We start from the raw sequence: 13,020 nt of genomic DNA on the forward strand, positions 1-13,020 counted from the left end.
TGCCGATGAGCGGGCTGTCCGCCGAAACACGCCCCTCCCCGGCCGACCGCGTGCTCTCGTTCGTCGAGCGCATCTTTCCCGCGCCCTCCGCCTGGGCTTTCGCCTTGCGGATCTGGCTCGCCATGGTGCTGGCCCTCTACGCCGGGTTCTGGCTTCAGCTCTCCGGCGCCTCGTCGGCCGCCGTCTGTGTGGCGATCCTGGCCCAGCCCAAACGCGGCCAGGCCCTGTCCAAGGCGCTGTACCGCTTTCTCGGCACCCTGGCGGGGGGCGCGATATCGATCCTGCTGATCGGTGCGTTCGGACAGGACAGGGTTCTCCTCCTGGTCTCCGTGGCGACCTGGCTCGGCCTCTGCGTCTTCGTCGCCCACTTCCTGCAGGACACGCGGGCCTATGGCGCCATGCTCGCGGGCTTCACCGTCGCCATCGTCGCCGTCGCCCATATCGACACGCCGCAGGCGGTCTTCGAGGCCGCCATCGACCGCGTCGCGGCGATCACCATCGGCATCGTCGCCATCACCTTCATCAACGACGCGCTGGCCTCGCCCAGCACGTGGCGCACCCTGCGCAAGCCGCTCTCGGAGGCCCTGTCGGCCACCAGGGCTTTCGCCCGCGAGACTCTGTCCCGGGCGGATCCCGGCTCGGAGCGGGCGGCGGCCCTGATCCGGCAGATCGCGGTGATGCGCGCCGATGCCAGCGCCATCGGCGGCGAACTCGACGACGGCGCCCGCCGGGCCGCCGGGGCGCGCAGCGCCATCGCCGCGCTCTACGCCATGGCGGCGGCGAGCCGTGCCTTCACGGCCGCCGCCGCCTTGCTGGACCGCCAGAGTGAGGCTGTCGCCGAGGCCCGCCGGATCTGTTTGGGTCTGACCGACGACGGGAAGCCCGATGCCGACACGGCCTCGCATCGTCTCGGTGCCCTGGTGGATGAGGCAATCCAGAGTGGGACGAGCGAGCCCCTGGAGATTCTGGTGCTGCAGCGCGGCCTCGATTTCGCGCGCGCCTCCTCCTTTGCCGAGGATGGATTGAACGCCCTCTCCACCGGCTGCCGACCGAAGCGCGACGTCGCCCTGCCGACGCATCGCGACCTGCCAGTGGCCCTTCGTGGGGCGGCACGGGTGGGGATCGCCTTTGGCGCCACCGCCCTCCTCCTCATCGCCGCCGGCTGGCCCGCCACCTCCTTCGCCTTGGTACAGGTGGCGGCGACCTGTTCGCTCTCGGCCATCGCGCCGGATTCGAAGGCTTTCGCCCGCGGCGTCCTCATCGGCATGCCTATCGCGGCGCTCTGCGCCGGAATCGTGCTCTTCGGCGTGCTGGGGGGCGAGCAGGGCTTCCCACTGCTCGCCATCGCCATCGCGCCGGTGATCTTCGTGGCGTGTTTTCTCAGCCTGAACCCGCCGACATTCGGAATCGGCTTCATCCTGCTCGTGTTCTTCATGGTCCTCCTGTCGCCCTCCAACCCGCAGACCTACGACGCGCAGACCTTCCTGGCGAACGCGTTCCTGGTGACCATGGCGGCTTGTATCCTCTTCGTCGCGGTGCGGATCGTACTGCCGATCTCGCCCGCCCAGCGCCGCGCCTTCGCCCTCGATTCGGCTCGGGATTCGGTGCTGGACGCGCTGGCTGGCGATGGCGGCGACGCCACCACCCGCACCAGCCTCAACAGCGATCGGCTGCTGCAATTCTCGCAATGGAGTTCGGGCAGCGGCGCCGTCCGCGCGGCGAGCCTGGACCGCGCCTTCGACCTGGCCCGCCTCGAATCGGCCGCCTCCCGCGCCCATGCCCAGCTGTGCCGCCTCCCCGACGAGCCTTCTCTGAACGATGCCGCGAGGCAGGCGCGGGAGGGACTGGAGGCGGCGGACACGGCCGCGCTCTCCCGGTCCGTTCGTGCGTTCCTCCGGCACAGCCGATCCGTGGGCGCCCCGACGCGGCTCGACATCGCCCGCCTCGTCAGCGACCTGGTGACGGCGGGCGGCATCATGGAGAGCCAGCACCGCCTCCTGCGCCGCCTCGGCATCCTGCGACCGGCCTGATGGAGGCGCCCCGTGCGGCATGACATCGATCTCGGCGGCGTCCTGATCTCGCCCTTCGTCGCCTATGTGGTGGCGGCCCTGGCCATCATGGTGCTCCTGCGGTTCGGCTTCAGCCGCATCCGCTTCAGCCGCTACGTCGCCAACCCGCCGCTGGCCGAGGCGGGGATCTTCGTCTGCATCCTCGCGCTTCTCATCGTTCTCTTCTGAGCAATGTGTGCCGCCGACATGGATCTTGCCTGACAATGGCCGACGACGACCTCTCCGATGCTCGCCCGTCCCGCGAGCGCGCGCCGTCCCTCGCCCGGCGCCGGCGTTGGCGCGTGGTGCGGCTCCTGGCGACCGTTGTGATCCTGGCCTGCGCCTGCCTGGCCGCCGCCCTGGTCTGGCAATTCTACGTCACCGCGCCCTGGACCCGCGACGGGCGCGTCCGCGTGCAGGTGGCCAGCGTAGCGCCCCAGGTCTCCGGCCAGATCGTCGAGCTGCGCGTCACCGACAACCAGAACGTCGCCAAGGGCGACGTGCTCTACGTGATCGACCCGGTGGATTTCGACATTTCCATCGCCACCGCCCAGGCCGAGCTGGAGAACCGCGAGGCCGATCTTCAGGTGAAGCGGACCCAGGCGGCCCGGCGCGAGGCCCTGACCACCCTCTCCACCTCGGTGGAGGAGAAGCAGCAATATGCGGGCACCGCCAAGATCGCGGAGGCGGCGCTGGCTTCCGCGAAGGCGCAGCTGCATCAGGCCCGGGTCAACCGAGGACGCACGGAAGTGCGCTCTCCGGTGAACGGGCGCGTTACCAACCTCCTCCTGCGCGCGGGCGACTATGCCACCGCCGGCACCGTGAACGTTGCGGTGATCGACACCGATTCGTTCTGGATCGACGGCTATTTCGAGGAGACGAAGCTGGCCCATATCCGTGTGGGTGACGTGGCGAGGGCCGAACTCCTCGGCTACTCGGCTCTCATCGATGGCCGGGTGGAAAGCATCACGCTTGGCATCAGCAACGCCAATGCCTCGCCGAGCACGCAGGGCCTGCCCAATGTCGACCCGGTCTATACCTGGGTGCGCCTCGCCCAGCGCGTCCCCGTGCGCATCCGCATCGAGAGGGTTCCCGACGGCGTCACCCTGGTGGCCGGCATGAACGCCACCGTCTCCGTGGGCGAGCCCGGTGCCCATGGCGGCGCGTTCTGGAAGACCCTGCGCGACCGCTTCACGGGACCCTCCGCCTCCTCCGGGCAGGAGCGTGTTCCGGGGGCGGCGGCCCGCTGAAGCCCTGGCCGGGAAGACGTCGCGCTTCGCCGAATGCCTCGGGGCAGCATGCCCCGGCGATGAAGAGGTGAAAACTTCTTCAGTATTGGCGCGAAGTTGAGCACGGATCGCGAAGAGGTTTCAACAGCGCTTAAGGGCCATGAGCGATTCTTCCGGCATCTTCTCGGCTGGGTCGGGTCACGTGCTGAAATCCATCGACGCCTTTGAGAACGACCCGACCGCGGCGCCCGAAGGCGGGGGCGTCACCGACGCTGTGGCCGGCATGGCGACACTCATGTGCCACGCCGCCCGCGCCAATGGACAGGCCGCCAGCTTCACCCGCGAGATCCGTCGCCAATCGACAGGCGTCGACCGTTCCTTGGCGGCGACGCTCGGCAGCGTCGGGCGCGACACGGCGGCGGGGACGGCCGAGCGCCTCCGCGGCGAGCTCGTGGATGCGGTCGGGCAGGCCATGCGCGCGATCAACGCCGAGATCGCCCGCATCGGCGCGCGCATCGACACCAAGGCTGCCGAGGCGAGCCGGATCGTCGCCGCCATCGATGGGATCGGCGCGACGATCCGGATGCTGTCGTTGAACGCGACGATCGAGGCGGCGAGGGCCGGCGAGCATGGGCCCGGTTTCGCCGTCGTTGCCGCCGAGGTCCGCGCCCTGGCCGACCAGACCCGGGAGAGTGCACGCAACGCGGCCGGCATCATCGATTTCTCCGATGTCCGCGCCGATCTCTCTGCCCTGCGGGTTTCGACGGACCATGCCCTGGACGGACTCGCCGGCGCCGTTCGGTCCACCGCCGACCGGATCGAGACCCTGCTCGGCGGTGTGGGCGTCGAACTGTCCGCGATCAGCGCCAGCAACGCCTCCATCGGCGAGGCTCTCGGCGCCATGCAGAGCAGTATCGACCGGACGGAGGCCAAGACGTCTCGCGCCCTGGCCCTGGCCGACGCCACGCTGCAGGCGACCGCCTCGGGCCTGCCCGCGCCGGACATGGCCCGGCACGGTCTCGCTCGCCGTCCGAAGAACTTCGATCTCCTCGACGACATCCGGGCACGCGGTACCCTGCGGATCGCCGTGGAACCCGATTTCAAGGGTTTGTCCTTCCGCAAGTCCGCCGGCGGCGCCCTGCTCGGCCTCGACATCGCCTATGCCACGGCCTTCGCTCGCTCCCTCGGCGTCGCGCCGGTCTTCGTCGAATGCCCCTGGGACCAGTGCACGGAACTGCTCGATGCGGGCCGGACCGCCGCCGAGGCGCCCGCCGACATCGTCTGGTCGGCCTTGCCGCCGAGCCCGGGATTCGGCGCCATCGCCTATTCGCAGGCCTATACCCATCTCCATTACGTGCTGGCCCGCCGCACCGGCGACACGCGCATCCGCAGCCTGTCCGACCTCGAAGGGCGGACGCTGGGCGTCATCAACGATCCGAGCGCCTATGCCACCCTGGAGGCCGCCGGGCTTCGCTGGGCCGAGAACCTCCAGGCGAAGGGAAGGCGGGTAGCGACCCTCGGCAGCCTCGTGCCGATCACCGACCAGGGCCGCATCCACGACGCTCTGGCCGAGGGCGTGGTGGATGCCTTCGCCGTGGACGCGCCGATCATGCACTGGGCCTGCACCGGCGCCGACAGCCCGTGGCGCGGCCGCATCGAGATCGTGCCCGGCAACATCGCACCCGCGCCCTGGTACTACACTGCCGCCGTCGCCGACCATCCGAGCGCCTGCCGCCTGCTCATGGCGGCGGATGCTTTCATCGCCGCCTTCGCCGGCACGCCCGAGCGTCTGGCGATCGAGAGGCAATGGCAGGGAGCACCCGTGGCCGGAACGGGCAGCTACCGCGACGAGCCGGGGCGTCTGCGCGGCGCTGCGGATCTGGCCGCCGATTACGAGGCGGCGACGGGCAAGGCGCCGAGCCTTTCCCCCTCGACCAGGAGCGGCGCCCTGCGAAACGTCGCCTGAGGCGGTCCTTCGCGGCGGCCGCGAGGCGCCAAGCGCCTGAAGGTCCATAGCTTTTCCCGAACCGTCCAGATGGGAATGAATACAGGTTCGAGAAAGTGGAGATAGGGACTTGACGCGGGTCAAATCCAGTCGCACCTTGATCATGTGCTTCGAAGCAAAGCACATCTCAAGCAACGAGGAGGCGCTGATCGTTTGTCGATCGCGACCAACTTAGCCGCAGGAGACGGGAATGACTCCACCCCAGCAGGATGCTGTGACGATCATCCGGGTTTAATTCGGTCCGGACGTTGAGCAGCACAAATACGAATTACGGGACGGAGGCGGTCTCCGGGGTGCAGAAGCGGCCGACACGGCACGACTTCGAATACGCAGAATGCCCCAACTCGACCGCTTCCGCCGCCTATGTCCTTGCAGGATCGGCCATGGTTCGTGGCGAATCTTCTGGTTTCGGGGCCCACCCGCTGCGCGATCTACGCGAGCGGGATAACCCATGAAAGCATCGCTTTCGGCTGGCGCAGGTCCCTCTCCTTCCATGAAGGGCGTTCGCAGATCTGAGCGGCGTGCCGGAGATCGCTCGCTGAAGTCGTCAACCGCGGCTCGGCTGCGCGGTCTCACGATGACCGAGCGCGTTAGGCGTTCGCTCTCTTCGATACGATCACCCTCGTCGCGCCCGCGTGGTCAACACCGCGTCGATGAAGGCCGCCTTCTCCGGCGTGATACGCCGCCATGGAAAGCCCGTCGCACCCCATCTTGAACGCGTTGGACTGCGCCAGTAGCGGCCATTCTCGACGGTGAGTTGGAGGCCCAGCGGAATCGCGCGTGTCTCGTCCGCGAAGGCTGCGAAATCGTCCGTTCGGATCGAGCCGGGCTTCATCATCCGGAACGAGGCCGTGAGGGCAGCCTCGGCGCGGTCAAACTCCGCCGCATCCACCCGCACGACGAGATCGAGGCCGCCTTTCGTGAGACACCCCGGAATGGCGCTGGCACCCACATGCCGGAGGTCGGCGTAGGGCGCGGCCGCGGCCGCGGCCGTGTCCCTCCTAGGGACGAACCGGTCCGCGTCCAGGATCGGCCCAGCCTTATTCGATTCCGAGCTTCGCCTTCAGCAATGCGTTCACGGCCGCCGGGTTGGCCTTGCCGCCGGTGGCTTTCATGGTCTGGCCGACGAACCAGCCGAGCAGGGTCGGCTTTTCCTTGGCCTGCTGCACCTTGTCGGGGTTCTTGGCGATGATCTCGTCCACCGCCGCCTCGATGGCTCCGGTATCGGTGACCTGCTTCATGCCGCGCGCTTCGACGACCTGACGCGGGTCGCCACCCTCGGACCAGACGATCTCGAACAGGTCCTTGGCGATCTTGCCCGAGATCACGCCCTCGCCGATGAGATCGACGATGGCGCCGAGCTGGTCCGCCGAGACCGGGCTCGTCTCGATGCTGTGGCCTTCCTTGTTGAGGCGCCCGAACAGCTCGTTGATCACCCAGTTCGCCGCGGCCTTGCCGTCCCGGCCCTTGGCCACCGCCTCGAAATAATCGGCGGAGGACCGCTCGGCGATGAGCACGCCGGCATCGTAGGGAGACAGGCCGTAGGATTCGATGAAGCGCGCCTTCTTGGCGTCCGGCAGTTCCGGCAGTCCCTCGGCCAGCGCGTCGACATAGGCCTGGTCGAATTCCAGCGGCAGCAGGTCTGGGTCGGGGAAGTAGCGGTAATCGTGCGCCTCTTCCTTAGAGCGCATGGAGCGGGTCTCGCCCTTGCCCGGATCGAACAGCCGGGTTTCCTGGCTGATCGTGCCGCCATCCTCGATGATCGCGATCTGGCGACGGGCCTCGACCTCGATGGCCTGCCCGATGAAGCGGATCGAGTTGACGTTCTTGATCTCGCAGCGGGTGCCGAGCGGGTCACCGGGCTTGCGCACCGAGACGTTCACGTCGGCCCGGAGGGAGCCTTTCTCCATGTCGCCGTCACAGGTGCCGAGATAACGCAGGATGGTGCGCAGCTTGGTCACGTAGGCGCGCGCCTCCTCCGACGAGCGGAGATCCGGCCGCGAGACGATCTCCATCAGGGCGACGCCCGAGCGGTTGAGGTCGACGAAGCTCTGGGTCGGGTTCTGGTCGTGCAGGGACTTGCCGGCATCCTGCTCGAGATGCAGGCGCTCGATGCCCACCGTGATGGTCTCGCCCTCGGGCAGGTCCACCAGCACCTCGCCTTCGCCGACGATGGGGTCCTTGAACTGGCTGATCTGGTAGCCCTGCGGCAGGTCCGGATAGAAGTAGTTCTTCCGGTCGAACACGGAGCGATGGTTGATCTGCGCCTTCAGGCCGAGGCCGGTGCGCACGGCCTGGGCCACGCATTCCTCGTTGATGACGGGCAGCATGCCGGGCATCGCCGCGTCCACCAGGGAGACGTGGTCGTTCGGCTCACCACCGAACTCGGTGGAAGCGCCAGAGAACAGTTTGGAGCGGCTCGTGACCTGAGCATGGATCTCCATGCCGATCACGACCTCCCAGTCGTGCAGGCCGCCCTTGATGAGCTTCTTGGGGTTCACGGCAGCGGTCATGATGGCCCGGATTCAGTGTTGCGCGGCGCGAAACCGCGCCGGAAAGGTGGAAGGACCGGCCGGCGCGGTCAAGCGCGCAGGCGGTAGAGCTGGTGTGCCATGAAGCCCACGGTGCCCCACAGGAAGCCCGCCATCCAGCGGATGGGGAAGAAGGTCGGCCCGTCATGGCTCACCGGCGCCGGCCAGGGGATGCCGATGGCGGTAACGGCCCAGGACACCAGCACCGAGATGGCGAAAGCCATCAGCGAGACCAGGATGACCTTCACGAACTGATCCGACTTCCAGCCCATGACCAGCGCGATGGCGATCAGGACGGGATCGAACGCGGCCCAGATCCAGACGTCGAAAGGATAGACCGGGACGGTCATGGTCGCGCTTTCATGCCCACCACGCGGCGGGCAGCTTGGTCCGGCCTGCGGCTTCCTCGATCACCTGGGCAGCGGCGAACAGCGTCTCCTCGTCGAAGGGACGGCCGATGAGCTGGAGGCCCAGCGGCAGCCCCTGCGCGTCGAGGCCGGCCGGCACAGAGATGCCGGGCAGGCCCGCCATGTTCACCGTGATGGTGAAGACGTCCTGGAGGTACATCTCGACGGGGTCGCCAGAGCCCTTCTCGCCGATGCCGAAAGCGGCGGACGGGGTGGCGGGCGTCAGGATCGCGTCGATCCCGGAGGCGTAGGCCTCTTCGAAATCACGCTTGATCAGGGTGCGGATCTTCTGCGCACGGACGTAATAGGCATCGTAATAACCGGCCGAGAGCACGTAGGTGCCGATCATGATGCGCCGCTTCACCTCGCGGCCGAAGCCCGCCGCACGGGTGTTCTCGTACATCCCGGCGATGTCCTTGCCGGGCACGCGCAGGCCGTAGCGAACGCCGTCATAACGGGCGAGATTCGAGGAGGCCTCGGCCGGGGCGACGATGTAATAGGCCGGGAGCGCGTAGCGGGTATGCGGCAGCGAGATCTCACGGATCGTCGCGCCCGCATCCTTCAGCATCGCGGCGCCCTGGTCCCAGAGGGCCTGGATCTCGGCGGACATGCCCTCCACCCGGTATTCCTTCGGAATGCCGATGGTGAGCCCCTTCACGCCCCGCGCCACCGCCGCTTCGAAATCGGGAACGGGCAGGTCGGCGCAGGTGGTGTCGCGGGCATCCGGCCCGGACATGGAGCCGAGCAGGATCGCGCAATCGCGCACCGTGCGGGCGATGGGGCCGGCCTGGTCGAGCGACGAAGCGTAGGCGACGGTGCCCCAGCGCGAGCAGCGGCCATAGGTTGGCTTGATGCCCACGGTGCCGGTGAAGGCGGCGGGCTGACGGATCGAGCCGCCGGTATCGGTGGCGGTGGCTCCGAGACAGAGATGGGCCGCCACCGCCGCCGCCGAACCGCCGGACGAGCCGCCCGGAACCAGCTTGGTCTCGGAGCCGCTCCGGCGCCAGGGCGAGACCACGTCGCCATAGGCGGACGTCTCGTTCGACGAGCCCATGGCGAATTCGTCGAGGTTGAGCTTGCCCAGCATCACCGCGCCGTCGCGCCACAGATTGTGGGTCACGGCGGATTCGTAATGCGGCTGGAACCCTTCGAGGATCTTGGAGCCGGCCGTGGTGGCGACGCCGTGGGTGCAGAACAGGTCCTTGACGCCGAGCGGCAGGCCTTCGAGGGGCCGTGCCTCGCCGGAGGCGATCTTGGCGTCTGAGACCTCCGCCATCTGCAGGGCGCGGTCCGGCGTCTCCAGCAGATAGGCGTTGAGGCCCCGCGCTTTCTCCATGGCGGCCAGATGCGCCTTGGCGAGATCCGTGGCGGAGAAGTCCTTGGCCTTCAGCCCGTCGCGGGCCTCGGCCAGGGTGAGTTCGTTGATCTGGGTCATGGGGCCTGTCCTCCAAAGCCCGCCGGACCCCGTCGCCCGTTTCCGGCGCCGCGCGGTCCCTCTCAGCGGGCAAGAATCACGAAATCGACGGAGCTACTCGACCACCTTCGGGACGAGGAAATAATGGTCCTCGGTCTCGGGAGCGTTGAAGACGATGTCTCGAGCGTGACCACCATCGGTGACCACGTCGGTCCGCTTCTTCATCGCCATCGGGGTGACCGAGGTCATCGGCTCCACGCCGCTCACATCGACTTCGGAGAGTTGCTCGACGAAGGCGAGAATGGCGTTGAGTTCGCCCTGCAGCGGCGCGACCTCGTCGTCACTCACCGCGATACGCGCCAGATGCGCGATGCGCCTCACTGTGGTTGCGTCGACCGACATGCTGCCTTCGGACCTCGGGACCTGCGCCGGAACGCGCGTCAGAGGCCGGGCTATAGCACCGGGCTTCGCGGCGCCGCAACGCCGGGGGCGGGCGGAAGCCCCAACTCAGACGATGGCATTGCCGGGATGAGAGGGAGTCTCGACGACGATGCCTTTGTCCTGCCGGACGATTTCCGACTGTCGGAAGCCAAGGACCAGAATTTCGAGAGCCAAGGCGAGCATGAGTTTGTGCCGGAACGACAACCGGCCCTCGCCGTCGGCAGGTCCGGTTCGCGGACCCGTGGGCGCCGGTCGCACCATGTCGAGGCATAGGGATATTCGGCCGAGCCGACGCATGGTGTCTCCGTATCGTTAAGAAATCCTTAACTACGGAGGGCATGAACGCGTTGCAATTGCCAAAGCGGGTTACCACCCGTTGCCGGTTCATCTTGCGGTGGCCTGTCGGCGGAACGACGATGCGGTTCGGGGCCAGTGCGGTTACAAACCGCAGCGCAGGTGGTGCTGGTCGAGGCGATGCCTCCTCTTCGTCCGGCAGTTCGGATGGCCACCTGATGCAGAGGTGGACTTGAAGTCCGCCTGGGTACCCCGCTCTCCGGGTGGGGCTCCGGAACGTCGCCCCACCCTCGTGATCGGTTGCGTCAGGCCGCGCGCACGGTGGCCAGGAACCTGTCGACCTCGGCGTTCAGGTGTTCGGATTGACGCGACAGATCCGAAGCGGCGCCGAGAACCTGGCTTGCCGCCGCTCCTGTCTCTTCGGCCGCTCCCGCCACGCCCGAGATGTTGCTCGTCACCTCGCTCGTGCCCATCGCGGCCTGGGCCACATTGCGCACGATCTCCTGGGTCGCCGCTCCCTGTTCCTCGACCGCGGCCGCAATCGTCGTCGCGACGCCGCTGATGTCCTGGATGCGCGAGGCGATGCTGCCGATCGCCGACACGGCACGGTCGGTGGAGCCCTGGATCTGGTTGATGTGCTCCCCGATCTCCTGCGTAGCCCGCGCCGTCTGGTTGGCCAGTTCCTTGACCTCGGCCGCCACGACCGCGAACCCTCGCCCCGCCTCGCCGGCTCGTGCTGCTTCGATGGTGGCGTTGAGCGCCAGCAGGTTGGTCTGGCCGGCGATCGAGGTGATCATCGTCACGACGTCGCCGATGCGGGACACCGCCGTGTTCAGTTGCTGGACCAGTTCCGCGGTCTCGGCCGCTTCCTGAACGGCACTCTGCGCCATCGTGGCGGAGGTGCTCACCTGGCGCCCGATCTCGAGAACAGACGAGCCGAGTTCCTCGGCCGCCGCCGCGACGGTGTTGACGTTGGAGGCGGCCTCTTCCGCCGCCGCCGCGACGCTCGTGGTCTGGTTGGCGGTCTGGGTCGCGGTGCCGGCCATGCTCTGCGCGGTTGCCTGCAGCTCGGTGGCCGAACTCGTGACCATGGAGATGATGCCCCCGACCGCGTCCTCGAAACGGTCGGCCATGGCCTTCATGGCCGCCTTGCGCTGTGCCTCCGCCCCGGCCCGCGCCAGGACCGTCTCCTCCTCGAGGGCCCGCATCCTGATCAACCCGTCCTTGAACACCTGCACCGCGTCGGCGATGGTGCCGATCTCGGTCCGGGCGCCCTGATGCGGGATCGTCACCGAAAGGTCGCCGGCCGCGAGGGCCTGCATCGGCTGAACCACCGATCCGATGCCGCGCGTGACCCCGCGAACGATCAATGCCGCCGAGAGCGCGGAGATGACGAGACTGAGCGCGATGGCACCGATCCCCCAGGCACGCGTCGTCTCGAACACGACCTTGCTGTCCGTCTCGGCGGCGCTGGCCCCTTCGTTATTCATCGCGACCAGCTTATCGAGAGCCGCCGAGGCCGCGCGGCGCGGAATGATGCCTTTCTGCTCATACAGGTCGTAGGCCTGTGCCTTCTGACCGGCGCGCGAGAGATCGAGAATGGACCGGCGCACCGCCTCGAAGTTTCCGGCTTCACGGGTGAACGTTTCGTAAAGGGCCTTCTCCTCCGGTGAGGCGATCATCGGTTCGTAGGCGGCCTTCTTCTCGTCGAGCTTCTTGCCGAAACGCTCCATATCCTTCTCGATACTGGCGACCAGTGCCGGGTCGGTGGCCTGCGTGTGCCGGAGAACGAGCGCGCTCGTCCGCGCTGTGAGCGTATCGATCTCACCGAGAATACGTACGCTCGGCAGCCAGTTGGTCTCGATCTTGAGCGCCTGCTCGCGCATGCGTTGTGTCCCGAGCAGGCCAAGCACGCCCAGCCCGACGGTAAGGAGGGTCAGGATCAAGAAAGCCGCAACCAGCTTCGTGCGGATGGAAAGATTTTGGAAAGACACGATGATCTCCGAACGCTGCCACTCAAGAATCCATAGGCAGCCGTGTAGGGATCATCATTGGAAATCGTTAAACGAACACCCATTGGTGTTGCGAATACCAAGCGGCGCTCGACATTCCTGAGCCAATAGGCGGGGGCCGTAGCAGGAGCGCTATACCTATGGCCTTGCGGATGCCGTCCGCGTGCCGCCCAAACTTACCGTGGAGATCGATCGGCTTCGTGACCCGGCGCATCGACGGCAATGGGCTCGATCTCCAGGCCCGTCGTATCGTCGACGAAGCGAGCGAGATCGACGCCGCGGTTCCGCTGCGCCCAGGCTCCCATCATCAGGACGGGGAGGAAGTCGCGCCCTGCTGCTGTCAGCACATATTCCTCACGCCAACGGCTTCCCCGCTTGAGCCGCCCGGCACATTCAATCCAAACGGATTCGAACGAGGGTGCCGGCTCGACACGAATCGTCGGATGAGCGAGCCGGCAAGCAACTGCATGTTCGCCCCGGCGATGCCGTCGCCGAGGCCGGGCGATACGCGGCCCATCGGATTGTCTTGACGCTCCGTCTCATGGGACGGTCGGCACAGCCTCCTAGCCTCTGCCAACAAGAGCGCATTCCCACGACGCGGAAACCGGCTCGTCGAAACAAGACGCGTCACGACAACAA

Annotated in this window: 10 protein-coding genes and 1 pseudogene; 4 read left to right on the plus strand and 7 right to left on the minus strand. The window is 67.5% G+C overall.

The window, feature by feature from the left end:
- Positions 1–5: 5 nt before the first annotated feature.
- The 4 genes from RQI43_RS11455 (at position 6) to RQI43_RS11470 (ending at position 5,243) form a co-directional block, all read left to right on the plus strand.
- Positions 6–2,030, plus strand: a complete 2,025-nt coding sequence (locus RQI43_RS11455) for an FUSC family protein (protein ID WP_311275237.1) — start codon at positions 6–8, stop codon at positions 2,028–2,030.
- A gap of 12 nt (positions 2,031–2,042) precedes the next feature.
- Positions 2,043–2,237 (plus strand): DUF1656 domain-containing protein, encoded by a 195-nt coding sequence (locus tag RQI43_RS11460; protein ID WP_056424155.1) that lies wholly within the window; start codon positions 2,043–2,045, stop codon positions 2,235–2,237.
- Positions 2,238–2,272: 35 nt separating this feature from the next.
- A complete protein-coding gene (locus RQI43_RS11465) occupies positions 2,273–3,298 on the plus strand; it encodes an HlyD family secretion protein (RefSeq protein WP_311275238.1) in 1,026 nt (341 codons plus the stop codon).
- A 139-nt stretch (positions 3,299–3,437) separates the two neighbouring features.
- Positions 3,438–5,243, plus strand: a complete 1,806-nt coding sequence (locus tag RQI43_RS11470) for a methyl-accepting chemotaxis protein (protein ID WP_311275239.1) — start codon at positions 3,438–3,440, stop codon at positions 5,241–5,243.
- A 655-nt stretch (positions 5,244–5,898) separates the two neighbouring features.
- On the opposite strand, the gene RQI43_RS11475 is transcribed toward RQI43_RS11470, so the two are convergent.
- The 7 genes and pseudogenes from RQI43_RS11475 to RQI43_RS11505 form a co-directional block, all read right to left on the minus strand.
- Complete coding sequence (locus RQI43_RS11475; protein WP_311275240.1) at positions 5,899–6,234, minus strand: hypothetical protein; 336 nt, start codon at positions 6,232–6,234, stop codon at positions 5,899–5,901.
- Positions 6,235–6,322: 88 nt separating this feature from the next.
- A complete protein-coding gene (gatB, locus tag RQI43_RS11480; protein WP_056424146.1) occupies positions 6,323–7,795 on the minus strand; it encodes an Asp-tRNA(Asn)/Glu-tRNA(Gln) amidotransferase subunit GatB in 1,473 nt (490 codons plus the stop codon).
- Positions 7,796–7,863: 68 nt separating this feature from the next.
- A complete protein-coding gene (locus RQI43_RS11485; RefSeq protein ID WP_056424145.1) occupies positions 7,864–8,163 on the minus strand; it encodes a hypothetical protein in 300 nt (99 codons plus the stop codon).
- A gap of 10 nt (positions 8,164–8,173) precedes the next feature.
- Positions 8,174–9,655, minus strand: coding sequence for an Asp-tRNA(Asn)/Glu-tRNA(Gln) amidotransferase subunit GatA (gene gatA, locus RQI43_RS11490; protein WP_056424143.1), 1,482 nt, complete (start codon positions 9,653–9,655; stop codon positions 8,174–8,176).
- A 93-nt stretch (positions 9,656–9,748) separates the two neighbouring features.
- Positions 9,749–10,036, minus strand: a complete 288-nt coding sequence (gene gatC, locus RQI43_RS11495) for an Asp-tRNA(Asn)/Glu-tRNA(Gln) amidotransferase subunit GatC (protein WP_056424141.1) — start codon at positions 10,034–10,036, stop codon at positions 9,749–9,751.
- Positions 10,037–10,674: 638 nt separating this feature from the next.
- A complete protein-coding gene (locus RQI43_RS11500; protein WP_311275241.1) occupies positions 10,675–12,363 on the minus strand; it encodes an MCP four helix bundle domain-containing protein in 1,689 nt (562 codons plus the stop codon).
- 194 nt (positions 12,364–12,557) lie between these two features.
- Positions 12,558–12,740, minus strand: a pseudogene (locus tag RQI43_RS11505) (hypothetical protein); the annotation flags it as partial.
- Positions 12,741–13,020: the final 280 nt, after the last annotated feature.

The sequence above is a fragment of the Methylobacterium sp. WCS2018Hpa-22 genome, from assembly GCF_031843785.1.
Classification (GTDB): Bacteria; Pseudomonadota; Alphaproteobacteria; order Rhizobiales; family Beijerinckiaceae; genus Methylobacterium.

Bases quoted from the DNA above. Each gene is read 5' to 3' on its own strand.
- RQI43_RS11455 (WP_311275237.1), top strand. From the start codon at position 6: ATGAGCGGGCTGTCCGCCGAAACACGCCCCTCCCCGGCCGACCGCGTG.
- RQI43_RS11465 (WP_311275238.1), top strand. From the start codon at position 2,273: ATGGCCGACGACGACCTCTCCGATGCTCGCCCGTCCCGCGAGCGCGCG.
- RQI43_RS11470 (WP_311275239.1), top strand. From the start codon at position 3,438: ATGAGCGATTCTTCCGGCATCTTCTCGGCTGGGTCGGGTCACGTGCTG.
- gatB (WP_056424146.1), bottom strand. From the start codon at position 7,795: ATGACCGCTGCCGTGAACCCCAAGAAGCTCATCAAGGGCGGCCTGCAC.
- RQI43_RS11485 (WP_056424145.1), bottom strand. From the start codon at position 8,163: ATGACCGTCCCGGTCTATCCTTTCGACGTCTGGATCTGGGCCGCGTTC.
- gatA (WP_056424143.1), bottom strand. From the start codon at position 9,655: ATGACCCAGATCAACGAACTCACCCTGGCCGAGGCCCGCGACGGGCTG.
- gatC (WP_056424141.1), bottom strand. From the start codon at position 10,036: ATGTCGGTCGACGCAACCACAGTGAGGCGCATCGCGCATCTGGCGCGT.